General features: G+C 74.2%; 17 protein-coding genes. 8 read left to right on the forward strand and 9 right to left on the reverse strand.

Going from position 1 to position 26,015, the window contains the following annotated elements; all coding sequences use genetic code 11:
• Positions 1–8 precede the first annotated feature (8 nt).
• The 3 genes from K2224_RS26760 to K2224_RS26770 all read left to right on the forward strand — a co-directional run bounded on the left by K2224_RS26760 (position 9) and on the right by K2224_RS26770 (position 3,716).
• Entirely contained in the window at positions 9–1,658 is a 1,650-nt protein-coding gene (locus K2224_RS26760) for a glycoside hydrolase family 13 protein (RefSeq protein WP_221909130.1), read from the forward strand.
• Between the two features lie 25 nt (positions 1,659–1,683).
• Positions 1,684–2,748, forward strand: a complete 1,065-nt coding sequence (locus K2224_RS26765) for a LacI family DNA-binding transcriptional regulator (protein WP_221909132.1) — start codon at positions 1,684–1,686, stop codon at positions 2,746–2,748.
• A gap of 116 nt (positions 2,749–2,864) precedes the next feature.
• The gene (locus K2224_RS26770) at positions 2,865–3,716 is read left to right on the forward strand and encodes a phosphatase PAP2 family protein (RefSeq protein WP_221909134.1); all 852 of its coding nucleotides are present in this window, start codon (positions 2,865–2,867) and stop codon (positions 3,714–3,716) included.
• Positions 3,717–3,768: 52 nt separating this feature from the next.
• On the opposite strand, the gene K2224_RS26775 is transcribed toward K2224_RS26770, so the two are convergent.
• The 4 genes from K2224_RS26775 to K2224_RS26790 form a co-directional block, all read right to left on the reverse strand.
• Complete coding sequence (locus K2224_RS26775; RefSeq protein ID WP_221909136.1) at positions 3,769–6,792, reverse strand: bifunctional [glutamine synthetase] adenylyltransferase/[glutamine synthetase]-adenylyl-L-tyrosine phosphorylase; 3,024 nt, start codon at positions 6,790–6,792, stop codon at positions 3,769–3,771.
• 52 nt (positions 6,793–6,844) lie between these two features.
• Entirely contained in the window at positions 6,845–8,206 is a 1,362-nt protein-coding gene (gene glnA, locus K2224_RS26780) for a type I glutamate--ammonia ligase (protein WP_221909138.1), read from the reverse strand.
• A 309-nt stretch (positions 8,207–8,515) separates the two neighbouring features.
• Positions 8,516–9,367, reverse strand: coding sequence for an alpha/beta fold hydrolase (locus tag K2224_RS26785; protein WP_221909140.1), 852 nt, complete (start codon positions 9,365–9,367; stop codon positions 8,516–8,518).
• The gene (locus K2224_RS26790) at positions 9,364–10,143 is read right to left on the reverse strand and encodes a DUF998 domain-containing protein (protein ID WP_399019786.1); all 780 of its coding nucleotides are present in this window, start codon (positions 10,141–10,143) and stop codon (positions 9,364–9,366) included. The genes K2224_RS26785 and K2224_RS26790 overlap by 4 nt, the downstream gene beginning before the upstream one ends.
• A 367-nt stretch (positions 10,144–10,510) precedes the next feature.
• Here K2224_RS26790 and K2224_RS26795 point away from each other — a divergent pair, with 367 nt between their 5' ends.
• The gene (locus K2224_RS26795; protein ID WP_221909141.1) at positions 10,511–12,556 is read left to right on the forward strand and encodes a multicopper oxidase family protein; all 2,046 of its coding nucleotides are present in this window, start codon (positions 10,511–10,513) and stop codon (positions 12,554–12,556) included.
• Between the two features lie 89 nt (positions 12,557–12,645).
• Complete coding sequence (locus tag K2224_RS26800) at positions 12,646–14,400, forward strand: NAD+ synthase (RefSeq protein WP_221909149.1); 1,755 nt, start codon at positions 12,646–12,648, stop codon at positions 14,398–14,400.
• A 21-nt stretch (positions 14,401–14,421) separates the two neighbouring features.
• Here K2224_RS26800 and K2224_RS26805 read toward each other — a convergent pair whose 3' ends face one another.
• The 4 genes from K2224_RS26805 to K2224_RS26820 form a co-directional block, all read right to left on the reverse strand.
• Entirely contained in the window at positions 14,422–15,657 is a 1,236-nt protein-coding gene (locus K2224_RS26805; protein ID WP_260693347.1) for an MFS transporter, read from the reverse strand.
• A gap of 188 nt (positions 15,658–15,845) precedes the next feature.
• Positions 15,846–16,766, reverse strand: a complete 921-nt coding sequence (locus K2224_RS26810; protein ID WP_398198771.1) for an endonuclease/exonuclease/phosphatase family protein — start codon at positions 16,764–16,766, stop codon at positions 15,846–15,848.
• A 307-nt stretch (positions 16,767–17,073) separates the two neighbouring features.
• Complete coding sequence (locus K2224_RS26815) at positions 17,074–17,739, reverse strand: TetR/AcrR family transcriptional regulator (protein ID WP_221909151.1); 666 nt, start codon at positions 17,737–17,739, stop codon at positions 17,074–17,076.
• Positions 17,736–19,385, reverse strand: coding sequence for an MFS transporter (locus tag K2224_RS26820; RefSeq protein ID WP_221909152.1), 1,650 nt, complete (start codon positions 19,383–19,385; stop codon positions 17,736–17,738). Before K2224_RS26820 ends, K2224_RS26815 begins: the two co-directional genes overlap by 4 nt.
• Before the next feature lie 260 nt (positions 19,386–19,645).
• On the opposite strand from K2224_RS26820, the gene panB reads away from it, so the two are divergent.
• The 3 genes from panB (at position 19,646) to K2224_RS26835 (ending at position 22,525) form a co-directional block, all read left to right on the forward strand.
• Complete coding sequence (gene panB, locus K2224_RS26825; protein ID WP_221909153.1) at positions 19,646–20,569, forward strand: 3-methyl-2-oxobutanoate hydroxymethyltransferase; 924 nt, start codon at positions 19,646–19,648, stop codon at positions 20,567–20,569.
• 91 nt (positions 20,570–20,660) lie between these two features.
• Positions 20,661–21,698 (forward strand): ATP-binding cassette domain-containing protein, encoded by a 1,038-nt coding sequence (locus K2224_RS26830; protein ID WP_221909154.1) that lies wholly within the window; start codon positions 20,661–20,663, stop codon positions 21,696–21,698.
• Positions 21,695–22,525, forward strand: coding sequence for an ABC transporter permease (locus K2224_RS26835; protein WP_221909155.1), 831 nt, complete (start codon positions 21,695–21,697; stop codon positions 22,523–22,525). The genes K2224_RS26830 and K2224_RS26835 overlap by 4 nt, the downstream gene beginning before the upstream one ends.
• A 6-nt stretch (positions 22,526–22,531) precedes the next feature.
• Here the strand turns inward: K2224_RS26835 and K2224_RS26840 are convergent, their stop codons facing one another.
• On the reverse strand, positions 22,532–25,873 hold the full coding sequence (locus K2224_RS26840; RefSeq protein ID WP_221909156.1) for a BTAD domain-containing putative transcriptional regulator: 3,342 nt from the start codon (positions 25,871–25,873) through the stop codon (positions 22,532–22,534).
• Between the last annotated feature and the right edge of the window lie 142 nt (positions 25,874–26,015).

Consider the following 26,015-nt stretch of genomic DNA (forward strand, 5'->3'; position numbering starts at 1 on the left):
GACGGCAGATGACCCAGGAGCTCACTTCCCCCAGCCCCGCCCCCCAGGCCGCCGGACACGACCGATCCCAGGGGTGGTGGCGCGACGCCGTCATCTACCAGGTCTACGTCCGCTCCTTCGCCGACAGCGACGGCGACGGCATCGGCGATCTGCGCGGGGTGCGCGACCGGCTCCCCTATCTCAAGGCACTGGGCGTGGACGCCGTCTGGCTCACCCCGTTCTACGCCTCCCCGCAGGCCGACGGCGGATACGACGTCGCCGACTACCGCGCCGTCGACCCGCTCTTCGGCACCCTCCAGGACGCCGACGAGCTGATCCGCGCCGCGCACGAGCTGAAGCTGCGGGTGATCGTGGACATCGTCCCCAACCACACCTCCGACCGGCACCCGTGGTTCCAGGACCCGGACCTGGCCCGGCAGCGCTACGTCTTCCGCCCCGGCCGCGGCGAGCACGGCGAACTCCCGCCCAACGACTGGGAGTCGGTCTTCGGCGGCCCGGCCTGGACCCGCACCGACCGCGGCGACTGGTACCTGCACCTCTTCGCGCCCGAGCAGCCCGACCTCGACTGGGAGCGGCCCGAGGTGCACGAGGAGTTCGCCGCGATCATGCACTTCTGGCTGGACCTGGGCGTGGACGGCTTCCGGGTCGACGTGGCGCACGGCATGGTCAAGGCGCCCGGCCTGCCCGACATCGGCCACGGCGAACAGGCCCGGCTGATCGGCAGTCAGGTGCTGCCGTTCTTCGACCAGGACGGTGTGCACGCCATCCACCGCAACTGGCGCCGGCTGCTGGACTCCTACGGCGAGGCCCACGGCCGGGCCGTCATCGGGGTCGCCGAGGCATGGGCGCCCAGCGTCGAGCGGCTGGCCCTCTACGTCCGCCCGGACGAGCTCCACCAGGCGTTCAACTTCCAGTTCCTGAGCACCCCGTGGGACGCCGCGGCGCTGCGCGGCGTCGTCGACTCCTCGCTCGCCGCCGGCGTCGCCGTCGGCGCGCCCACCACCTGGGTGCTCTCCAACCACGACGTCGTCCGGCACGCCACCCGCCTCGGCGGCGGCCTGGCCCGGGCCCGCGCCGCCACCCTGCTGATGCTGGCGCTGCCCGGGTCCGTGTACCTCTACCAGGGCGAGGAACTGGGGCTGCCGGAGGTCACCGACCTGCCCGCGGAGGTGCGCCAGGACCCGGCGTTCTTCCGCGGCCGCATCGGCGGCGACGGGCAGGAGGCGGACGGCGCTTCCGGCGCCGGCGGCCAGGACGGCTTCCGGGACGGCTGCCGGGTGCCGCTGCCCTGGTCCGGCGAACTGCCGCCGTACGGCTTCGGGCCGGGCGGCAGCTGGCTGCCGCAGCCCGCCGACTGGGCCCCGCTGAGCGTCGCGGCGCAGACCGGCGACCCGTCCTCCACCCTGGAGCTCTACCGCAGCGCGCTGGAGCTGCGGCGCCGTCTGCCGGGCCTGGGCGACGGGGAGATGACCTGGGAGGCGGCCCCCGAGGGTGTGCTGGCGTTCCGCCGGCCAGGGGTGCTGTGCGCGGTCAACACCCGTCTCCAGGAGGCCGAGATCCCGCTGCCCGGGGAACTGCTGCTCGCCAGTGCGCCGGTGGCGGTCGACGGCGCCTTTGCGGTGCTGCCGGGGGACAGCTGCACCTGGTGGGCAATCTGACATGCGCCCGGTACAGTCCACTCCCATGACCGCACGGCTGGCCGACATCGCAGCACAGGCGGGTGTCAGCGAAGCCACCGTCAGCCGGGTTCTCAACGGGAAGCCCGGTGTCTCCGCCACCACCCGCCAGTCCGTGCTGGCCGCCCTCGACGTGCTGGGCTACGAGCGGCCGGTGCGGCTGCGGCGGCGCAGCGCGGGGCTGGTGGGGCTGATCACGCCGGAGCTGGAGAACCCGATCTTCCCGGCGTTCGCCCAGGTCATCGGCCAGGCCCTGACCCGCCAGGGCTACACCCCGGTACTGGCCACCCAGACCCCGGGCGGCTCCACCGAGGACGAGCTCACCGAGATGCTGGTGGACCGCGGGGTGGCCGGCATCATCTTCGTCTCCGGGCTGCACGCCGACACCTCCGCCGACATGGGGCGCTACGAGCAGCTGCGCGGCCAGGGTGTGCCGTTCGTCCTCATCAACGGCTTCTCCGACAAGGTGCAGGCCCCGTTCGTCTCCCCCGACGAGCGGGCCGCGGTCGAGCTGGCGGTGACCCATCTCACCGCGCTGGGGCACCGGCGGATCGGTCTGGCGGTGGGGCCCAAGCGGTTCGTGCCGGTCCAGCGGAAGATCGCGGGATTCCTGCGCTGCGCACAGGAGCAGCTGGGCATGGCCGCCGCGGAGGCGGAGCCGCTGGTCCAGCACTCGCTCTACACCCTGGAGGGTGGCCAGGCCGCGGCGGCGGCGCTGATCGAGCGCGGGGTGACGGCGATCGTGTGCGCCAGCGACATGATGGCGCTGGGCGCGATCCGGGCGGCCCGGCAGCGCGGGCTGGACGTGCCGCGGGAGATGTCCGTGGTGGGCTTCGACGACTCCCCGCTGATCGCGTTCACCGATCCGCCGCTGACCACGATCCGGCAGCCGGTGCAGGCCATGGGGCAGGCCGCGGTGCGGGCGCTGCTGGAGGAGATCGGCGGCACCCCGGCGCCGCACAGCGAGTTCGTCTTCCATCCCGAGCTGGTGGTGCGGGGCTCCACGGCGTCCGCGCCCGCCCCGGCGTCCGGCACCGCGAAGGTGCCCCGGCCGCAGCGGGCCGCACGGTAGGGGCGCCCCTTACGGGCCCTGGGGATCTCCGGTCCTCCTCCAGGTCGAGGCGAGGTGTCGTTTACCCGACCGGAGGATGATCGGGCGCTGAACCCTTTCTGGCAGACTGTCCTCCCATGGGTGAAGCGCACGTGACGACTCTGGACGACCTGTCAGCCGCCCCACCGGCGAGTGGGGAGCACACGGAGCGTCCGGTCGACAAGGGGCGAGTGGCCCGGCTGCGGACCCCCCGCGCACCCCGTCTCTGGTTCGAGATCCTGCTGATCGCGGTCAGCTACTGGACGTACTCGGTGATCCGCAACGCGGTGCCCGAGCAGAAGGCGCAGGCCCTGCGGAACGCCGACTGGATCTGGCGGGCCGAGCACGCCCTGGGCATCGCCGTCGAGCACACCGTCAACCACGCCGTGAACTCGGTCACATGGTTGATCGTCTCGATGAACTACTACTACGCGACGCTGCACTTCATCGTGACCATCGGGGTGCTGGTCTGGCTCTACCGCTGGCATCCCGGGCGGTACGCGGCGGCCCGGCTGGCGCTCTTCGCCACCACCGGCGTCGCCCTGGTCGGCTACTACTTCTATCCGCTGGCGCCGCCCCGGCTGATGCCGGACGGCGGCTTCGTCGACACCCTGATCGAGCACGGCACCTGGGGCTCGATGGCGTCCGGGAACCTCGCATCGATGTCCAACCAGTACGCCGCGATGCCGTCGATGCACATCGGCTGGTCGCTGTGGTGCGGCATCACCATCGCGCTGCTGGCCAAGCCGCTGTGGGCGAGGGTGCTGGGCCTGCTCTACCCGGCCACGACGCTGACGGTGATCGTCTCCACCGCCAACCACTTCTGGCTGGACGCGCTGGGCGGCGTACTGTGCCTGGCGTTCGGCTACGCGCTGGCCCGCGCCTGGTACGGACGGTTGCCGCACCGGCTGGCGCGCTACGCGGTGGTGGCCGAGCCCCTCCGGGCATGACCCCGCGCGCGGTGTGACCCCGCACACGGCACGGCTGCGGGCCGCGGGCGGATCACGCCCCGTAGAACAGCTCCTCGACGACGGCGCGTGCCCGCCGGGTGATCCGCCGGTAGTCGTCGACCATCTCGCCGACGTGCCCCTCCTCGTAGCCGAGGTAGCGGCCGACCGCCGCCAGCTCCCGGCCGTCCGCCGGGAAGGTGTCCCCGGGGCGGCCGCGCACGAGCATCACCGCGTTGCGCACCCGCGCCGCCAGCACCCACGCCTCGTCCAGCGTCCGGGCGTCGTCGGTGCCGATCAGCCCGGCGGCGTGCGCGGCGGCCAGCGCGTCCCGGGTGCGGGTGGTGCGCAGTCCGGGCAGTTCCCAGCCGTGCTGCATCTGTAGCAGCTGGACGGTCCACTCCACGTCGCTCAGCCCGCCGCGGCCCAGCTTGGCGTGGGTGGTCGGGTCGGCGCCGCGGGGCAGCCGCTCGGACTCCATCCGGGCCTTGAGCCGGCGGATCTCGCGGACCGCGTCCTCACCCAGCCCCTCGACCGGATAGCGCAGCGGGTCGATCAGCTCGACGAACCGCTCCCCCAGCTCCGCGTCGCCGGCCACCGGCTCGGCGCGCAGCAGCGCCTGTGCCTCCCACACCAGCGACCAGCGCCGGTAGTACGCCGCGTACGAGGCCAGGGAGCGCACCAGCGGGCCGGACTTCCCCTCCGGGCGCAGGTCCGCGTCGATCGGCAACGGCGGGTCGGTGGAGGGGAGTTGGAGCAGCCGGCGGATCTCGTTGGCGACCGCGTGGGCGGCCCTGGCGGCCTCCTGCTCGTCGGCGCCCTCGCGCGGCTCGTGGACGAAGAGCACATCGGCGTCCGAGCCGTAGCTCAGCTCGTGGCCGCCGAAGCGGCCCATGCCGATCACCGTGAACCGGGTGGGCAGGGTGTCGCCCCAGTGTTCGCGGACGGCGGCCCGCAGGGCGCCGGCGAGGGTGGCGGCGTTGACGTCGGAGACCGCCGTGCCGACCGTGTCGACGGCGTGGCCGTGGTCGGTCTCGGCGGGGCTGGACTCGGTGCCGTACGCGCCGATGACGTCCGCCGCGGCGGTCCGGAACAGCTCTCGGCGGCGCACCCCGCGGGCCACCGCCACCGCCGCCTCGGCGCCGTCCGCGCGGCCGACCGCGGCCAGCACCTCCTGCTCCAGGGCGGCCCGGCCGCGCGGCTGGAGCCCGTCGGCGGCGCCGAGCAGGGCGACCGCCTCGGGGGCGCGCAGCAGCAGGTCGGGGGCGAGCCGGCCGGCGGACAGCACCCGGGCGAGGTTCTCCGCGGCGGCGCCCTCGTCGCGCAGCAACCGGAGGTACCACGGGGTCTTGCCGAGCGCGTCGGAGACCTTGCGGAAGCCCAGCAGGCCGGCGTCCGGGTCGGCGGAGTCCGCGAACCAGCCGAGCAGGACGGGCAGCAGCGTGCGCTGGATGGCGGCCTTGCGGGTCACGCCGGACGCCAGCGCCTCCAGGTGCCGCAGCGCGCCGACCGGGTCGGCGTAGCCCAGGGCCTCCAGGCGGTGCCCGGCGGCCTTGGCGGAGAGCCGGGCCTCGCCGGGTTCCAGGTGGGCGACAGCGTCCAGCAGCGGCCGGTAGAACAGCTTCTCGTGCAGCCGGCGCACCTCGCGGGCGTGCCACTTCCACTCCCGGCGCAGCGATTCGACCGGCTCGGTGCGCAGCCCCAACGACCGTGCCAGGCGCCGGAGTTCGGACTCGTCCTCGGGCATCAGATGGGTGCGGCGCAGCCGGAAGAGCTGGATCCGGTGCTCCAGGGTGCGCAGGAAGCGGTAGGCGGCGTCCAGCGCGGCGGTGTCCTGGCGGCCGACGTAGCCGCCGGCGGCGAGCGCCGCCAGGGCGTCCAGGGTGGTGGCGCTGCGCAGCGTGGCGTCGGTCCGGCCGTGCACCAACTGGAGTAGCTGGACGGCGAATTCGACGTCCCGCAGCCCGCCGGGGCCGAGCTTGAGCTCCCGGTCGACCTGGGCGGCGGGGATGTTCGCCACGACCCGGCGGCGCATCTGGCGGACGTCGGCGACGAAGTTCTCCCGCTCGGCGACGTCCCACACCATCGGCGCCAGCGCGTCGACGTACTCCTGGCCCAGCGCCAGGTCGCCGGCCATCGGGCGGGCCTTGAGCAGCGCCTGGAACTCCCAGGTCTTGGCCCATCGTTGGTAGTAGGCGAGGTGGCTGGAGAGGGTGCGCACCAGTGGGCCGTTGCGGCCCTCGGGGCGCAGGTTGGCGTCGACCGGCCAGATGGTGCCCTCGACGGTGCTGTCCGAGCACAGCCGCATCATCCGGGAGGCGAGCCGGGTGGCGGCCTGCAGCGCCTTGGCCTCCTCGGCGCCCTCGCGCGGCTCGGCGACGTAGATGACGTCCACGTCGGAGACGTAGTTCAGCTCCCGGCCGCCGCACTTGCCCATGCCGATGACCGCCAGCCGGCACTGCGCGGCGTCGCCGGGCTGCTCCTCGTAGGCGATCTCCAGGGCGGCGCGGACGGTGGCAGTGGCCAGGTCGGCGAGTTCCGCGGCGGTCTCGGCGACGTCGGTGGTGCCGCACACGTCACGGGCCGCGATGCCCAGCAGACAGCGGCGGTAGGCGACGCGCAGGGCGTCCGCCCGCGGCCGGTCGGCGCCCCGCCCGCCCCAGACGCCGTCGGCGAGCGCCTGCTCGAACTCCGGTGTGGTGGGGTGCAGATCGACCGACTCGTAGGTGACCAGCGACCGCCACTCCCCCGGGTGCCGGGCCAGGTGGTCGCCGAGCGCCTCGGACGCGCCGAGCACGCCGAGCAGCCGGTCGCGCAGCGGCTTGGCGGCGGCGACGGTGGCCAGCAGCTCCTGCCGCTCCGCCGGCGACAGCGCCTCCACCAGCCGCACCAGGCCGCGCAGCGCCAGGTCGGGGTCGGGGGTGGCGCCGAGCGCCTCCAGCAGCACCGAGTCGTCGCGCACCGGGGCGAGTTCGGGGGCGTCGAGCAGCGTGCCGGCCGCGGAGGGGTCGGTGAAACCGTGCCTCAGGAGCCGGGTGAAGGTGCTGCTCCGCCGTCCCTGCGGAGCGGGTAGTGCCATGGGGCGGCCTCTCGACGGCGGGTCGGCTCGGACACGGGAGGGTGGTCCGGGCTCACAGCACCGGCAGCATCTTCCGCAGCTCGAAGGCGGTGACCTCGGAGCGGTACTCCTCCCACTCCTGCTTCTTGTTGCGCAGGAAGAAGTCGAAGACGTGCTCGCCGAGGGTCTCGGCGACCAGTTCGCTGCGCTCCATCAGCTCGATGGCCTCGCCGAGGTTCTGCGGCAGCGGCTCGATGCCCATCGCCCGGCGCTCGGAGTCGGAGAGCGCCCAGACGTCGTCGTCGGCGCCGGCCGGGAGCTCGTAGCCCTGCTCGATGCCCTTCAGGCCGGCCGCGAGCAGGACGGCGTAGGCGAGGTAGGGGTTGGCGCCGGAGTCGACGGAACGGACCTCGACGCGGGTGGAGCCCATCTTGCCGGGCTTGTACATCGGGACGCGGATGAGGGCCGAGCGGTTGTTGTGGCCCCAGCAGATGTAGGAGGGGGCCTCGCCGCCGGCGCCTGCGGTGCGGTTGGCGCCGCCCCAGATGCGCTTGTAGGAGTTGACCCACTGGTTGGTGACGGCGGAGATCTCGGCGGCGTGCCGGAGCAGACCGGCGATGAAGGAGCGTCCGACCTTGGAGAGCTGGTACTCGGCGCCGGACTCGTGGAAGGCGTTGCGGTCGCCCTCGAAGAGGGAGAGGTGGGTGTGCATGCCCGAACCCGGGTACTCCGAGAACGGCTTGGGCATGAAGGTGGCCTGCACGCCCTGCTCCAGCGCGACCTGCTTCATCACCAGCCGGAAGGTCATGATGTTGTCGGCGGTGGAGAGCGCGTCGGCGTAGCGCAGGTCGATCTCCTGCTGGCCGGGGGCGCCCTCGTGGTGGCTGAACTCCACCGAGATGCCCATCGACTCCAGCATGGTGATCGCCTGGCGGCGGAAGTCCATCCCGACGTTCTGCGGGGTGTGGTCGAAGTAGCCGGAGGAGTCGCCGGGGATCGGCCGGGAGCCGTCCACCGGCTTGTCCTTGAGCAGGAAGAACTCGATCTCGGGGTGGGTGTAGAAGGTGAAGCCGAGGTCGGAGGTCTTGGCGAGGATGCGCTTGAGGACGAACCGCGGGTCGGCGTACGAGGGCGAGCCGTCCGGCATCAGGATGTCGCAGAACATCCGGGCGGTGCCCGGGGCCTCGGCGCGCCACGGCAGGATCTGGAAGGTGCCGGGGTCGGGCTTGGCGATCATGTCGGATTCGTAGACCCGGGCGAAGCCCTCGATGGCCGAGCCGTCGAAGCCGATGCCCTCGTCGAACGCCTGCTCAAGCTCGGCCGGGGCGACCGCCACGGACTTCAGGAATCCGAGGACGTCGGTGAACCACAGCCGGACGAAGCGAATGTCGCGCTCTTCCAGCGTCCGGAGCACAAACTCCTGCTGCTTGTCCATGGTTCACCAATCCTTGCAGGTCATTCGGCCTGTCCACGCGCGGGGATCATCGCGTTCGGGCCCACCAGTATCACGCCGGCGGGTTACCGTCACATTACGCACCCTTGGCCTGAATCAGAACCGTCGAACCGTGACCCCCTCGCCGACTTCTGCCCGCATCTTCCCCGCCGCGACCAGGGTCAGCACACGGAGGCACGGGAATCGAGGGCCTTGGCCCAGTCTTGGACGGCCGCAGAACGCCTGTTGACCAGGTGTTGAGCGGTCCGTGTGGCGGTGTTCGGCCGGTCTGCGGCGCGCCGCGGACGGCCCTCAGCCCAGGTCCAGTACGGCCCGGGCCACGGCGTCCGGCGCGTCCGCCATGACCAGGTGGCCGGCGGGCGCGGCGACCGTGCAGCGGCCGCCCAGTTCCGCGGCGAGCGCCCGCTGCCGGGCCAGCCAGCGCAGCGCACTGCGCGACTCGCTGCCGTCGTGGGCGGCCAGGACGGTGACCGGGACCGCGGGCAGCGGACGCAGCCGGCGCAGCGCGGCGAGGTCCGCGGCCTGGTACGGGTAGCTCGCGTTCTCCAGGGCGCAGGCCCGCAGCACCCGGCTGGTGCGGTAGCCGGCGCGTTCCCAGCCCCGCCGCGGGTGGCGGCCCAGCGTCCCGGCGCGGGCGAGCAGGCGGCGCGCGGCGGGGCCGAGGAGCTGGGGCAGGCCGGCGGCGGAGAGCGCGCCGGCCGCGCCGCGCGCCCAGGCGGTGCGGACCTCCCGCGGCAGCCGCGGCCGGGGGTCCTCCTCGATGCTGCCGTCGACGAGGACCAGGCCGGCGCAGCGGGCGGGGTGCAGCCGGGCGAACGCCTCGGCGTGGAAGCCGGCCAGCGAGTGGCCGACGACGGTGGCCGGCGCCTGGTGGCCGAGGGCGTCCAGGACGGCGGCGATCCGGTCCGCCTCGGCGGCGAGGTCGGGCGGCGCGGCGGCCGGCGCACTCAAGCCCAGGCCGGGCCGGTCGAAGCGGACGACGGTGCGGTGCGGGACGAGCCGGGCGGCGACCGCGTCCCAGTCGAACCACGCCATGCCGAGGCCGGCACCGAGCACCACGACCGGGCCCGCGCCCTCGCTGAGCACGTGCAGCGGCACTCCGCCGACGCGCAGTATCCGGCCGGGGGCGGGGCGGGGGTTCATGGGGCTCCTCGGGGCGGGTCCTGGGGCGCGGACGGGGTGCGGGTGCGGGCGTCGCGGGTGTTCCGGACGGTGTGGGCGGCGCGGGCGTCGCGGGCCAGGCAGCCGGCGAGCAGGGCGACGTAGAGGGCTACCAGCAGCACCTGGAGGCGTTGGCCGACGCCGAGCGCCCAGGTGCCCCGGCCCGCGGTGAGGGCGGCGACCTCGGCCAGCGTCCAGGCGGTGGCGGCGAGTTCGGCGAGCACCAGGGGCGGGCCGAGGCGGGCGAGCGCGGGCCAGTGGCCGTGGCGGCGGGCGGCGACGGTCAGCAGGACGAGCGCGGCGAGCGCGCCGAGCATGGCCAGCGTGCTGCTGACGGCGTGTGCGGTGTGGGTGGCCGGGACCAGTCCGGCGGTCTCCCGGGCGGCGCAGACCGGGTCGCTGGTGGGGGCGCAGCTCAGCGGCAGCCGGGAGTCCAGCGCGGTGGCCGCGCCGAAGAGGGCCAGCGCGCCCAGGCCGGCCACCGTCCAGGGCCGGCGGCGGACCGCGGCCAGCGCGGTGAGCGCGCCGGCCAGCACCAGCAGTCCGGCGACCAGGTCGGTGGCGCGGAACAGGCCGCCGAGCGGCTGGTCGGCGGCGGCCAGCTCGCTCACGTAGGCGCGCACCGGGTCCAGGCCGGTGGCGATCACCAGCTCCAGCACCCAGGCTGTGTAGGCGAGCGCGCCGAGCAGCAGCAGGCCGGCGGCGGCCGGTGCGGCGGGGCCGGTGCGGGCGTCTGCGGCGGCACGGATCGGGCTCACGGACATCCTGGTGTTCGGGTGATCCCGACGGCGCGTCCGAAATGCCGGATATGCCGTAGGGGTGGGAGGACCAAGAATAGGCAGACGGTCCACCGGACGCGGCGAGCGCGGCGCGATGGGCCACCTCCGGGGGCCGGCGCCCCGGGAGCAAGGCTGCGTCCGTAGATCCCCGGCCGTCGAGAGGTCCGCGATGGGTGAACAGCGCAAGGCCGCCGCCCGGCCCGGCCGCCCGGTGCGCGGACCCTGGTCGATATCCCCGGTCTCCGCGCCGGCCGCGCCGCGCCTCTGACCGCCGGCCGGGCCCGCCCCGGCCTCCCCGGACCTGCGCCCCTCCCCCGCTCCCATATCGCCACGAGGTGCTGCCCCCATGGATTCCCTTCATACGCACTCCCGCCGCGCCGTGCTCGGCGCGGGCATCGCGGTCGCCGGCGGCGGTCTGCTCGCCGCCTCCGCCGGGTCCTCCGGCGCGTCCACCGCACCGGAGAGCCGGCCCGAACAGGACCGCGCCTCAAGCGGTCGCTACGTCGACCCGCACGGCCCGGAGGTCGCCGACGCCGAGAGCCGGCGCGCCAGCTCCGGACGGGTGCGGCGGCTGTACCTCGAGGCCCGGAGGGAGCGGATCGACATCGGCGGCCGGACCGTCCCGACCTGGGTGTACGGCGACCGGCTGCCGGGCGACGTGGTCCGGGTCACCGCGGGCGACACCCTGTCGGTGGTGCTCGCCAACAGCCTCCCGCAGTCCACCACCGTGCACTGGCACGGACTGGACCTGCGCAACGACATGGACGGCGTCCCCGACGTCACCCAGCGCATGGTCCAACCCGGCTCCTCCTTCCACTACCGCTTCCGGGTCACCCGGCCCGGCACCTACTGGATGCATCCGCACGTCGGCGTCCAGCAGGACCACGGGCTCTACGCCCCGCTGATCGTCGACGACCCCCGGGAGCCGCTGGAGTACGACCACGAGTGGGTCGTGGTGCTGGACGACTGGCTGGACGGGGTGGACGGCAGCAACCCGGACGCCGTGCTGGACGAGCTGAACCACGGCCGGGGCGCCATGCACGGCGGCAACGGCTCCGGCCACGACGGGCACGGCTCCGGCCACGACGGAAACAGCTCGGGCAGCGGCCACGGGTCCGGCGCCGGGCACACCCGCAAGGACACCGACGGCCGGACGTCGAGCCACGAGAGCCACAGCTCCAGCCACAGTTCCAGCCACGCCGCGGCCCACGGCACCGGCAGACACCACGAACCCGTCAGCCACGGCGGTCAGGGCCGCTTCGACGGCGGGGCGACGGACGCCGGCCCGGCCGGGCGCCCCGGACTCCCGCCGCTCCTGGACGGCCTCGTCCCCCACGTCAACCGTCCGGCCCTGGACGGCCTGGGCCTGGGCCTCGGCCTGGCGAACTCGGGCCTGAACAGCGCCGGTCTGGGCAGCGTGCCCCCGCACGGCATGACCGCCTCCGCCGCCACCTCCGCGTCCGCCGGCGCCGCGTCCATGGCCACCGCACGGGCGAGCCGCAGCGCGCGCCGCGACGACGGCACCGGGCACGGCAAGCACGGCCGCAGCGGGCCGTCCCGGCTCCTGCCGTCCGGCAGCCGCAGCAGCGTGCTGGGCGGCATGCCGGGCAACGTGAACTACCCGTACCACCTCATCAACGGCCGTACGAAGTGGGACCCGGAGACCTTCCGCTGCCGCCCCGGCGACCGGGTCCGGATCCGCTTCATCAACGCCGGCGGCGACACCGCCTACCGGGTGGCGCTGGGCGGCCACCGGATGACGGTGACGCACACCGACGGCAACCCGGTCGAGCACGTCCGCGCCGAGCAGCTGCTCATCGGCATGGCCGAGCGCTACGACGTCATGGTCACCGCCAGGTCCGGGGTCTTCCCGCTGGTCGCCGTCGCCGACGGCAAGGGCCGGAACAAGACCGCACTGGCCGTGCTGCGCACCGCGGGCGGCCGCACGGGGGACCCCTCGGTCCACCCCAGGGAGCTGGACGGGCCGCTGATGACCGCGGAGCGGCTCCGGGCGCACGAGAGCGTACGGGCCCGGAGGCGGCAGCCGGACCGCATCCTGACCATGAAGCTCACCGGCACCATGGCGAAGTTCGACTGGGCCATCAACGGGCGCCCGTACACCCCGTCGCAGCGCTATCCGATCCGGGGCGGCGAGCGGGTGCGGCTGGTGTTCCGCAACGACACCGACATGTGGCACCCGATGCATCTGCACGGGCACAGCTTCTGGCTGCCCGACGGCGGGCCGCGCAAGGACACCACGGTCATGCAGCCCGGCCAGCGCCTCGCGGTGGAGTTCGACGCCGACAACCCGGGGCTGTGGATGCTGCACTGCCACAACGTCTACCACTCGGAGTCGGGGATGATGACGATCCTCGGCTACCTGCGGGACTGACCGCCGGCCCGGCCGGGCCCGGTGCGCCCAACCGCTCCGGCCGGGCCCCGGCACCCCCATTGCGTCAGAAAGACGATTAGACTGACGGGGTGCCTCAACTACGTCTCGCCCTCAACCAGATCGACTCCTGCGTCGGCGACCTCGCCCGGAACACCGAGACGATCGTGCACTGGACCCGGCACGCCGCCGGCCAGGGCGCGCACCTCGTCGCGTTCCCCGAGATGGCACTGACCGGCTACCCCGTCGAGGACCTCGCGCTGCGCCCCTCGTTCGTCGAGGCGAGCCGGGCCGCGCTGACCGAACTGGCCGCCCGGCTGGCCGCGGAGGGGCTGGGGGACGTCCCGGTCGTCGTCGGCTACCTCGACCGCTGCCCGCAGGAGCTGCCCCGCTACGGCCGGCCCGCCGGCGCCCCGCAGAACGCCGCCGCGGTGCTGCACCGCGGCGGCGTCGCGCTCACCTTCGCCAAGCACCACCTGCCCAACTACGGCGTCTTCGACGAGTTCCGCTACTTCGTCCCCGGCGACACCCTGCCCGTCGTCCGGGTCCACGGCGTCGACGTGGCGCTGGCCATCTGCGAGGACCTCTGGCAGGAGGGCGGCCGGGTGCCCGCCGCGCGCAGCGCCGGTGCCGGGCTGCTGCTCTCCGTCAACGCCTCGCCCTACGAGCGGGACAAGGACGACACCCGGCTGGAGCTGGTCCGCAGGCGGGCCCGCGAGGCCGGTTGCAGCACCGCCTACCTCGCGATGATCGGCGGGCAGGACGAGCTGGTCTTCGACGGCGACTCGATCGTGGTGGACGGCGACGGCGAAGTGATCGCGCGCGCCCCGCAGTTCGCCGAGGGGTGCGTCCTGGTCGATCTGGAGCTGCCCGCCGCCGCGTCACAGGCGCCGTCCGGGGTGCTGGACGACGGGCTGCGGGTGGAGCACGTGGTGCTCTCCGCCGAACCCCTGCCGCCGTACCCGCCGCAGACCCTCGGCGGGCAGGCCGAGCGCCTGGGCGACCTGGAGGAGATCTACACCGCGCTGGTCGTCGGGCTGCGCGCCTACGTCGCGAAGAACGGCTTCCGCAGCGTGGTGCTGGGGCTGTCCGGCGGCATCGATTCCGCGCTGGTCGCCGCGCTGGCCTGCGACGCGGTCGGCGCCGAGCAGGTGCACGCGGTCGCGATGCCCTCGCGCTACTCCTCCGAGCACTCGATCGGCGACGCCGCCGAACTGGCCCGGCGCACGGGGCTGCACTTCCGTACGGTGCCGATCGGCCCGATGTTCGACTCCTACATGGCGGCGCTGGGGCTGACCGGGCTCGCCGAGGAGAACCTCCAGTCGCGGCTGCGCGGCACGCTCCTGATGGGCCTGTCCAACCAGGAGGGCCACCTCGTCCTCGCGCCGGGCAACAAGTCCGAGCTGGCGTGCGGCTATTCGACCCTCTACGGCGACTCGGTCGGCGGCTACGGCCCCATCAAGGACGTCTACAAGACCGTCGTCTACGAGCTGGCGCGCTGGCGGAACGAGGCCGCCGCCGAGCGCGGCACGACCCCGCCGATCCCGGAGCACACGATCGCCAAGCCGCCCAGCGCGGAGCTGCGGCCCGGCCAGGTCGACACCGACTCGCTGCCGGACTACGCGGTGCTGGACCGGATCCTGGAGCTGTACGTCGACCGCGACCGGGGCCATGCGGAGATCGTGGCGCAGGGCTTCGACGCGGCGCTGGTGACCCGGGTGCTGCGGATGGTGGACCACGCCGAGTACAAGCGCCGGCAGTACCCGCCCGGCACCAAGATCTCCGCGAAGGGCTTCGGCAAGGACCGGCGGCTGCCGATCACCAACCACTGGCGCGAGGGCGCCTGAGGCGAGCGCGGCGCAGGGGCCCTAGCGGACGGCGGCGTCCGTCGCAGTCGCGGCCGTGGCCGCCTGCTCCGGCGCGGGCTCGCCGCCGCGGGCCACGATCCGTGCCGGGTCGGGTGCGCCGCGGTCCAGGAAGCCGGCCAGCAGCGCGACGACCAGGCCCGCGGCGGCCAGCACCGCGCCGACCAGGGTGGGCGAGGTCCAGCCCCAGCCCGCCGAGAGGACGAGGCCGCCGATCCAGGCGCCGCCGGCGTTGGCGAGGTTGAAGGCCGACTGGTTGGAGGCGGCGGCCAGCGTCGGCGCCTGCCGCGCCTTGTTCATCACCAGCATCTGTAGCGGTGTGGTGGTCAGGAAGCCGATGCCGCCGACGAGGACGACGGTGACCAGCGCCGCCCACTTCACGGGGGCGGTGTAGTGGAAGGCCACCAGGACCAGGGCGAGCGCGCCGAGGGACCCGTAGAGGGTGGGGCGCAGGGCCCGGTCGGTGAGCGGTCCGGCGGCCAGTGCGCCGAGCGTCATGCCGATGCCGAAGAGGGCGAGGACGAGCGGCACGGAGCCGGCGGCGAAGCCGGTGACCTCGGTCATCATCGAGGCGAGGTAGCTGTAGACGGCGAAGATCCCGGCGAAGCCGAAGACGGTGGTGAGCAGGCCGAGCAGCACCTGGCGGTCGCCCAGGGCGCGCAGTTCGCGGGCCAGGCCGGTGTGCCGTTCAGCCGGCAGCGGCGGGATCAGCCGGGCCAGGGCGGCCATCGCGACCAGGCCGACGGCGGCCACGACGAGGAAGGTGGCGCGCCAGCCGAGGTGCTGGCCGAGCAGGGTGGCGGCGGGCACGCCGACGATGTTGGCGATGGTCAGGCCGAGGAACATGGTGGCCACCGCACGGGCCTGGCGCCCCTCCTTCACCAGCCGGGCGGCGACCACCGCGCCGACGCCGAAGAACGCGCCGTGCGGCAGCCCGGCCAGCAGCCGGCCGGCGACCAGCAGGCCGAAGGTGGGGGCGAGGGCGGAGGCGAGGTTGCCGACCGTGAAGACCGCCATCAGCGCCACCAGCATCCGCTTGCGGGGAACGCGGGAGCCGAGCGCGGTCAGGAGGGGTGCGCCGATGACGACGCCGAGGGCGTAGGCGGAGACGAGGTAGCCGGCGGTGGGCACGGAGGTGCCCAGATCGTCCGCGACGTCGGGCAGCAGGCCCATCATCACGAACTCGGTGGTGCCGATGCCAAAAGCCGATACCGCGAGCGCGAGCAGCGCCAAGGGCATGGAGAACCTTTCGGGGGCGGGGGTGGGGGTGGGGGTGCGCGGTGCGGGCGCGCGGATTTCCAAGTTCTGTTTCGGAACAAAGTGTCCCAGGCCGAGTATTCCGCCGTGAAAACGGGAGAGGAAAAGCCCGCGCCGGCAGGGGCGGCCGGGGCCGTCCTGCCGGCGCGGGCGGTGCGCGCGGACCGGGCTCAGATCTTCAGGGTGGCCGCCACCGGCCGGTGGTCGCTGCCGGTGGCCGGCAGCACCCACGCCCTGACCGGGTCGATGCCCTTCACCAGGATCTGGTCGATCCGGGCCATCGGGAAGCCGGCCGGCCAGCTGAAGCCGAAGCCGTCGCCCGCGGCACCCTGGGCGGAGCGCAGCTGGGAGGTGAGCGGGGCCAGCGAGCGGTCGTTCATGGTGCCGTTGAGGTCGCCCAGGAGCACGACCTGGTGGACCGGGTCGGCGGCGATCGCCTCGCCCAGCGCCTGGGCGCTGCCGTCGCGCTGGTTGGCGGTGAAGCCCTTGTCGACGTGGACCCGCACCGAGGGCATGTGGGCGACGTAGACCGCGACCTGCCGGCCGTCGGGGGCGCTGACGGTGGCGCGCAGCGCCCGCACCCAGCCGATCTTGATGTCCACGGGGCGGGTGTCGGCCAGCGGCCGCTTGCTCCACAGGCCGACGGTGCCCTGCACGGTGTGGTACGGGTAGGCGGCGGCAAGTCCCTTGCGGTACACGGGAAGTGCGGGGCCGGTCAGCTCCTCCAGGGCGACCACGTCGGCGCCGGACGCCACGACGTCCCGGGCGGTGGCCGCCGGGTCGGCGTTGTCCGCGTCGACGTTGTGGCTGAGCACCGTCAGATTGCCGCCGGTGCCGGACTTGTCGGTGATCTGTCCGCCGAAGAGGCTGACCCAGGCGAACACCGGCAGCACCAGCGCCACCAGCGCGGTCGCCGAGCGGCGCAGCAGGGCGCAGAGCAGCAGCAGCGGGATGCCCAGCCCCAGCCACGGCAGGAAGGTCTCCAGCAGACTCCCCAGGTTTCCCACGGAGTTGGGGATCCGGGCGTGCAGCAGCAGCGCCAGCCCGAGGAGCACCGCGAGCACCGCGAGGACGATGCCGCGCCGCCACATCCCTTCGCGGCGCCACCAGTTCCGCAGCCGCCCGGACCGGGAACCGGCCCGCTCGGGCCCCCGGCCCTGTCCCGGCTCCGTCATGTACGCCTGCGCCATACCGCTGTCCTCACTGCCTTGCCGCCCTGCTCCGGTGCGCCTCACCTGTGATCTTCGACCCTAGGTGATGGCCGTGAAACGCGTTCTTAGATCCGTCTTGCGACGCATCCGGCTCCGCGTTCCCGCTGGAGAGGACGGTGGGCCCGTGGCACCGGGTTCCGATGCGGGCGTTCGTGACGGCGGCTGTGACAGAACGGGCATGGTCCGGTCATACGCGACCGGGCTCCGCCGTCGCCCGCGGCCGGACGCCGTCCAGCACCGCGTCGACGATGTCCTCGGCGAGCCCCTCGGGCAGTTCCTTCCACTCGTGCAGGAGGGCGCGGGCCAGCAAGGGGCCGACGAAGAGGTCGGCGAGGGTCTCCAGGTCCTGGTCGGCGCGGATCTCGCCGCCGGCCACCCCGCGCCGGAGCACCGCGAGCAGCGCCTCGTGCCGGGCCCGGACGACCGTCGTGTGGTACTCCGCCCACAGCTCGGGCTGGGACCGGACGTGGCTGACGACGGTGCGCAGCACGGCCGAACTGCGCTGGGACAGGCCGCGGCGGCGCAGGAACTCCAGCAGCCGCACCAGGTCCTCGCGGACCGAACCGCCGTCCAGCGGCGGGCAGGGCGCGTCCAGCGACCGCATCACATCGAGCATCAGCGCGCTCTTGCCGGACCAGCGGCGGTAGAGGGTGGCCTTGCCCACCCCCGCCTCCCGGGCGATCCGCTCCATGGACAGCTCGCCTATCGCCACGCCGTCCTCGATCAGCCGGAGCACCGCCTCGACGATGGCGGAGTCGGCCGCGGCGCTGCGCGGGCGGCCCGGACGCCGGGGGGCCACCGCACCCGCTCGCGCCCCGGCCACCCGTCCGCGGTCTTCCGCCACCCGGCTCATCGTGCTGCGCCCGCCTTCCGTCCGTCCCTCGGCTCCGCGGCGTGCGGGGCCGGGCCCATTTTGCCCGGCAGGAACGCGGCGACGATCACCGCCCCGAGCACCGAGACGGCCGCCGAGCCCAGCGCGGTGACGTGCATGGCGTGCAGGAAGGCGTCGTCGGCCTTGATCGTCAGCACGCGGGCGGGCAGCGGGCGCAGCCGGGCGGCGAGGCCGAGGGTGGCCTCGATGGACTCGCCGGCCGCGGCCCGCACCGGGTCGGGGACCCCGCGCAGCGCGTCGAGGCTGCCCTGGATGCCGGTGCGGTAGCTGGTCGACAGCAGCGAACCCAGGACGGCGACGCCGAGGGTGCCGCCGACCTGCCGGAAGATGTTGTTGAGCGCCGAGCCGGAGCCGGCCTTCTCACGCGGCAGCGACTGCATGATCGTGACGGTGACCGGCGGCATGATGTGCGCCATGCCGGTGCCCTGGAGGAAGAACAGCAGCTCCAGCACCCAGATCGGGGTGTCGGTACCCAGCAGCAGCATCCCGGCCATGGTGACGGCCACCACCAGCATGCCGACGGTGCACACCGCGCGGGCCCCGAAGCGGTCCACCGCGAGCCGGGCCCGGGGCGCGAAGACCAACTGGGCGGCGGCCAGCGGCAGGATCAGCAGCCCGGACTCCAGCGGGCTGTAGCCGCGCACGCTCTGGACGTAGAAGACGATGAAGAACGTGACGCCCATCAGCGCGAAGAAGACCAGCGCGATGGCGGCGACGGCGGCCGAGAAGGCCGGTTTGCGGAACTGGCCGATGTCGATGGACGGGTGGTCGCTGCGCTTCTGGTGGACGACGAACGCGGTCAGCACCAACAGGCCGCTCAGCACCGTGGCCAGCACCCGGGGGGCGGTGAAGTCGGCGAGCTGGCCGCCCTTGATGATCCCGTAGACCAGCAGGACCAGGCCGACCACCGAGAGCAGCACGCCGACCGGGTCCAGCCTCCCTGGGGCGGGGTCCTTGGAGTCGGGCACCAGGATCACCATGACGGCCAGCGCGATCAGCACGATCGGGACGTTGACGAGGAAGACCGAGCCCCACCAGAAGTGGTCGAGCAGCAGCCCGCCGGCGATCGGGCCGATGGCGATGGCCAGCCCCACGCCGCCGGCCCAGATGCCGATCGCCCGGGGCTGCTCCTCGCGGTCGAAGACGTTCATCAGGATGGCGAGGGTGGCCGGCATGACGAAGGCGCCGCCCAGGCCCATCAGGGCGCGGAAGGCGATGAGCTGGTGGGGCGAGGAGGAGACCGCGGCGAGCACCGAGCCGGTGCCGAAGACCGCCAGGCCGAAGAGGAGGACCTTCTTCCGGCCGAGGCGGTCGCCGAGCAGGCCGGAGGTGAACAGCAGCCCGGCGAAGACCAGCGTGTAGGAGTTGATCGCCCACTCCAGCTCGCTCTGGGTGGCGCCGAGGCCCGCCGGGGCCGGGGTCGCGATGGTCTTCATCGCGACGTTGAGGATGGAGTTGTCCAGCACCACGATCAGCAGGCTGAGCATCAGCACGGAGAGGATCAGCCAGCGCCTGCGGTGGATGTGCGCGGGGATACGGGAGGCGGCGGAGGCGCCGCAGGGACCGGGAGCGCCGGGTGCGCCCGGCGGGGTCGGTGAGGTGGCCATGGCGTCACCATACGCTCGTTGCGATACGGAACCGTTTCGTATTGGTGAGTCGCCGCCCGAGGCCACCGGTTCGCCGGAGCGGCCCGGCCGCCGGCGGGCCTGCCGCCCCCTTCCACCTGCGCCTTCTCCCCCGCCCCCGGGGCGGCTCCGCCCGAGCGGGTCCCGCCCCCTTTTGCTCCCCGGGCACCCCGTGCCAGCATGGACGGGAGTCCGGAGACACCGTCAGGGTGCTTCGAGATGAGGAAACAGGAGCCGTCACCATGACGCAGCTTTCGCCTGCCCAGAAGCCGGCCGCAGGGGCCGCCGCCGAGCCCGCCGACAAGGCCGCCGGGCCCGGCCGGCCCGCCAAGGACAACCCCAAGGCGCTCTACGGAGGCACCGCCTCGCGCCGCCTCACCGTCCGCGACATCGCCGCCGCCAAGGAGCGCGGCGAGAAGTGGCCGATGCTCACCGCCTACGACGCGATGACCGCCTCGGTCTTCGACGAGTCCGGTATCCCGGTGCTGCTCGTCGGCGACTCGATGGGCAACTGCCACCTCGGCTACGAGTCCACCGTGCCGGTCACGCTGGACGAGATCACCATGCTGTCCGCGGCGGTGGTCCGCGGCACCAAGCGCGCCCTGGTCGTCGCCGACCTGCCGTTCGGCTCGTACCAGGAGGGCCCGGTCCAGGCGCTGCGCAGCGCCACCCGGCTGGTCAAGGAGGCCGGGGTGGGCGCCGTCAAGCTGGAGGGCGGGGAGCGCTCCGCGCACCAGGTGGAGCTGCTGGTCTCGTCCGGCATCCCGGTGATGGCGCACGTCGGGCTGACCCCGCAGTCGGTGCACGCCTTCGGCGGCTACCCGGTCCAGGGCCGCGGCGAGGAGGCCGCCCAGCAACTGCTGCGGGACGCCAAGGCGGTGCAGGACGCCGGGGCGTTCGCGGTGGTCCTGGAGGCGGTGCCGGCCGAGCTGGCGGCCGAGGTCACCCGCTCGCTGCACATCCCGACCGTCGGCATCGGCGCCGGCGTCGAGTGCGACGCCCAGGTGCTGGTGTGGACCGACATGGCCGGCTTCACCGCCGGCCGGGTGCCGCGGTTCGTCAAGCAGTACCTCCGACTGCGGGAGCTGCTCGGCGACGCGGCCCGGGAGTTCGCCGAGGACGTGGTCGGCGGCGCCTTCCCGGCCGAGGAGCACACCTTCCACTGAGGCCCGGCCGACGGGCCGCCGACGCCCGGTCGCATCGGGCTGTCGGCGGCCTGTCGGTGCGTTGTCGGTGGCGTCCGGCACCTTTGAGGGCATGACGCGACAGACGATAACCACCAGGGGCGGCAACGCCGTGGAGGTGCGCGGTCTGGTCAAGCACTTCGGCGAGGTCAAGGCCGTCGACGGGGTGGACCTGGACGTGCGGGAGGGCACCGTGCTCGGTGTCCTCGGCCCCAACGGCGCGGGGAAGACCACCCTCGTCCGCTGCCTGTCCACGCTCCTGGTGCCGGACGCCGGCCGCGCCGTGGTGGCCGGCTGCGACGTGGTGCGCCAACCCCGCGCGCTGCGCCGCCGGATCGGCCTGACCGGGCAGTACGCCTCGGTCGACGAGAAGCTCTCCGGGTGGGAGAACCTCTACATGATCGGGCGGCTGCTGGACCTCTCCCGCAAGGAGGCCCGCGGCCGCGCGGACGAGATGCTGGAGCGGTTCTCGCTCACCGAGGCCGCCAAGCGGCCCGCGGCCAAGTACTCCGGCGGTATGCGCCGGCGGCTGGACCTGGCCGCCTCGATGATCGGCCGCCCGGCGGTCCTCTATCTGGACGAGCCGACCACCGGCCTGGACCCCCGCACCCGCAACGAGGTGTGGGAGGAGGTCCAGCGGATGGTGCGCGAGGGCGCGACGGTGCTGCTGACGACGCAGTACATGGAAGAGGCCGAGCAGTTGGCGGACGAGCTGACCGTGATCGACCGCGGCCGGGTGATCGCCGAGGGCCGGGTCGACGAGCTCAAGGCGAAGGTCGGCGGGCGGACGCTGCAGATCCGGCCGAGCGACGCCGGCGAGCTGGACCGGATGGTCGGCGCCGTCGCGCAGGCCGGTCTGGACGGCATCGCGGGCGCGACGGCCGACCACGACGGGGGCGTGGTCAACGTCCCGATCACCAGCGACGAGCAGCTGACCGCGGTGGTCGACGTGCTCGGCCGGCGGGGCTTCTCACTCGCCGGGATCTCCACCCATCTGCCCAGCCTGGACGAGGTGTTCCTGGCCATCACGGGCGAGAAGACGTCCGACGCGGCGGACGGCGGCACGGCCGGCGACGCCGCCGACCGGCAGTACGCGGAGGTGACGGCATGAGTGCCGCGACGATGACGGCGCCGGTCGGGAAGGCCGGCGCGGACGAGGGCCGGATCGGGCTCCGGAGCAATCTGCGGCACATCGGCGCGCTGGTCCGGCGCAACCTCGTCCAGATCAAGAACGACCCGCAGACGCTGTTCGACGTCCTCCTGATGCCGGTCATCTTCATCCTGCTGTTCGTCTACGTCTTCGGCGGCGCCATCGCCGGCAAGGGCCACCAGCAGGAGTACGTGCAGTATCTGGTGCCCGGCATGATGGCGATGATGGGCATGAACATCGCCATGGCGGTGGGCACCGGCGTCAACGAGGACTTCCGCAAGGGCGTGATGGACCGCTTCCGGACGATGCCGATCGCCCGGTCCTCGGTCCTGATAGCCAAGATCGTGGTCGAGGTCGGCCGGATGCTGCTGGCCACCTCGATCCTGCTGGCCATGGGCTTCCTGCTGGGCCTCGAAATACGCGGCTCGCTACTGGAGTTCGCCGGCGCGATCGCCCTGTCCACGGTGTTCGGCGCCGCCCTGATGTGGATCTTCATCCTGCTGGGACTCAGCGTGCAGACGCCGCAGGCGGTGCAGGGCATGGCGATGCTGGTGCTGATGCCGCTCCAGTTCGGCTCGTCGATCTTCGCGCCGACGACGTCGATGCCCGGCTGGCTGGAGGGCTTCACCAAGGTCAACCCGCTGTCCAACCTCGCCGACGCGGCCCGCTCGCTGATCAACGGCCAAGGCCCGGTGGCCCATCCGACACTGATCACCCTCGGCTGGACGGTCGCCATCACCGCCGTCACCATGCCGCTCGCGGTCAGGAAGTTCCGCTCCAAGACCTGACGCGCGTCAGAGCAGGGCGACGGCCTCGTCCAGCGAGAGGTCGCCGCCCTCCGCATAGGCGGCCGCGTAGTCCGGGTCGGCCAGCAGCGCGCGGACGGCGGCCTCCGCGCGGGCCCGGCCCTCGCGGAGGGCCAGCGGCGGCACCTGCGCGCCGACCCGCAGGGCGTCGTGTGCGCCGATCAGCCGGGCCGCGTCCGCGGCTCCCGCCGCGCCGCGGACCGCCACCAGCCCCCGGGCGCCGGTCAGCAGCTGCACCACCGGCAGATCCGGGTCGACCACCTCCGCCAGCGGGTCCCGGGTCAGCTCCAGCACCCGCCGGATCCGCGGAAGGAGCTCCGCGCCGTGCCGCCCCTCGTCCACGTCCAGCGAGACCAGCATGCCGTCCAGCACCCCCAGGTAGAGATCCTGACCGTGCCCGGCGAACGCCTCCCGGACGAGGAGGAGTTCCCGGCGGGCCTCCTGGGTGCGCCCGGTGATCGACAGCTGTGCGGCCAGCACCATGCGGGTGAACGGCACCGCGTCCCGGCCGCTGTTGCGGTCCGCCGCCTCGGCCAGCACCTCCCGCAGCATCCGCTCGCCGTCGTCCGCCCGGCCGGCCTCGATCATCACGCCGCCCAGCCGGGCGCGCAGGGTCAGGGTCTGGCCGTGCGCGCCCAGCTCCTCGGCGTGCACCATCGCGGCCTTGTAGCAGCGCGTCGCGGCGTCGTACTCGCCGCGCCGCTCGGCGGTCTCGCCGCGGCCGGCCAGCGCCTCGGCCGCGCCCCAGGCGTCGCCCAGCCGGAGGAAGATCCGCAGGGCCTCGTCGGCGTCCCGGGTGGCCTGGCCAAGCCTGCCGCGGCGGTCGTTGAACACCCTGGAGCGCAGCTGGAGGACGTAGGCCAGCTCCCAGTCGTAGCCGAAGCCGCGGCACGCCTCGACCGCGCCGTCGAGGAGGCCGGCCAGGTCCTGCCAGCGGCCGGTGAGCAGCACCGCGAAGTACCACATGACCCCGGGCACCTTGCAGGTCTGCGGCATCCCGGCCCGGTAGGCGGCGATGATCCCGGACAGCTCCTCCTGCAGCTCCGGGCTGCGCAGCAGCTCCATGTCGCTGTCCGAGGCGGCCAGCGCCACCAGCCGGACCTGGCGGCGGGCCTCCGCGAGTTGCTCGGGGGCCATCGGCGGGGGCGCGTCGATGGGCTGCTCGTGCAGGTCGGGGGCGGGGACGACCGGCCGGGCGAACGGTCTGGGGCCCAGGGTGCCGGCGGCCTCGGCCCAGGTGTGGGCGTCGCCGCGGTGGTCGCGCAGGGACCAGAACCACTGGAGGGAGAGCACCAGGCACAGCGCCTCCTGCTCGTCGCCGGCGGCGACCGACCGGCGCAGTGCGGTGCGCAGGTTGTCGTGCTCCAGTTCCAGCCGGTCGATCGCGGCGCGCTGCCCGGGTCCGCGCAGCAACGGGTCGGTGGTGCGGGCCAGTTCGCGGTAGCAGACCAGGTGGCGGTGTTCGGCGTCGGTACGTTCCGCGGCCTCGTCCAGCCGCTCGCCGGCGTACTCGGCGACCGTCTCCAGCAGCCGGTAGCGCATCTGCGGCCCGGCGGCCCCGGCGTCGCCGCCCGCGCCGTCCGGGTCGGCCACCACCAGCGACTTGTCGATCAGCGAGCCGAGCAGCCCGGCGACCTCGTACGGCGCGACGCCGCCGCCCGCGCAGACCTCCTCCGCGGCGGCCAGGTCGCAGCCACCGGCGAAGACCGAGAGCCGGCGCAGTACCGCCCGCTCGGGCTCGTCGGTGAGGTCCCAGGACCAGTCCACCACCGCGCGCAGGGTCTGCTGACGCGGCAACAGGGTGCGGCTGCCGCTGGTCAGGAGCCGGAAGCGGTCGTCGAGCCGGTCGGCGAGCTGACGGGGTGTCATCAGGCGGAGCCGGGCGGCGGCGAGTTCGATCGCCAGCGGCAGACCGTCCAGCCGGCGGCAGATCTCGGCGCAGGCGGCCGTGGTCGCCTCGTCGGCGTCGACCCGGAAACCGGGGCGGGCGGCGGCCCCGCGGTCGGCCAGCAGGCGCAGCGCGACCGGGTCGGGCAGCGGCTCCACCGGCCGCAGCACCTCGCCCGGCACGGCCAGCGGCTCCCGGCTGGTGGCCAGCACCGTCACGCCCGGGCAGGCGGTGAGCAGCCGTTCGGCGAGCTCCGCGGCGGCGCCGACGACATGCTCGCAGTTGTCCAGGACCAGCAGCATCCGGCGGCCGGCGCAGTGTTCGGCGAGCCGGGCGTGCGGGTCGCGGACGGCGTGGTCGGTGGCGGCCCGCAGCCCTTCGGCGGTGGTGGCCCGGACGACGGTCTCGCGGGCCCCGAGCGCGGTCAGCACCGCCTCCGGCACCGTGCGCGGGTCGTCCACCGGGGCCAGCTCGGCCAGCCAGACGCCGTGCGGCCAGGCGTCCGGCCGGGCGGCCGCGGCGGTCTCGGCGCCCTCCTGGGAGAGCCGGGTCTTGCCGGCGCCGCCCGGGCCCAGCAGCGTCACCAGCCGGTGCGCGGCCAGGTCGGCGCGGAGCGCGGCCAGGTCCTGCTCCCGGCCGACGAAGGAGGTGAGGCGGGCCCGGAGGTTGCCGGGGCGGGCGGGGACGGCGGTGGCCGCCGCGCCCGCCGGGACCCGCGCGAGGTCCGGCCGGAGGAGTTCGGCGTGCAGGGCGCGCAGCTCCGGGCCGGGGTCGGCGCCCAGCCGCTCGGCGAGGCCGGTGCGTATCCCCTCGTACGCGGCGAGCGCCTCGGCGGTGCGGCCGGCGGCGCGCAGGGCACGCAGCCGCAGCGCCTGCAGGGGCTCGTCCAGCGGGTGGTCCTGGCACAGCGCGGTCAGGGTGGGCAGCGCCCGGGCGGCGCGGCCCAGGGCGAGTTCGGCGGCGAGACGGGTGCGCCGGGCGTCCAGCCGGCGGCTCTCGGCGCGGGCCGCCTCGACGGCCGCCTCGGGCAGGTCGGCGAGGGCCGGGCCGCGCCAGAGCGCCAGCGCCTCGTCGAGCAGGGCCGCGGCGCGGTCCGGGTCGGCGGCGTCCAGCGCCCGGCCGCCCTCCGCCGTCAGCCGCTCGAAGCGGTGCAGATCGACCGCGTCCGGCTCGGCGGACAGCAGATAGCCGCCGTCCACGGAGGCGATCGCGGAGCGGCCCAGGGCCCGGCGCAGCCGGCCGACCAGTGCCTGCAGGGCGCCGGGTGCGTCGGCCGGCGGGTCCATGCCCCAGACGTCGGCGATCAGGACGTCCACGGGCAGCGCCCGGCCGGGGCGCAGCGCGAACGCGGCGAGCAGGGCGCGCAGCCGAGCGCCGCCGAGGGCGACGGGGGTGCCGTCGGCCCGGCCGGCCCGGGTGGTGCCGAGAATTCCGTAGCGCACCGGGCCATTGTCGCCCGCCGCCGGAACTCCCCGCGTACCGAGCGGCGTTTCCGGATACGGGGCGTGCCCGGCCGGACCCGGCCCGGCCCGTGCGCCGGCGGCGGTACGGCGGTTACGGTCGGGGGCGGCCCGTCCGCGGCCC

This window comes from Streptomyces sp. BHT-5-2, assembly GCF_019774615.1.
Taxonomy (GTDB): domain Bacteria; phylum Actinomycetota; class Actinomycetes; order Streptomycetales; family Streptomycetaceae; genus Streptomyces.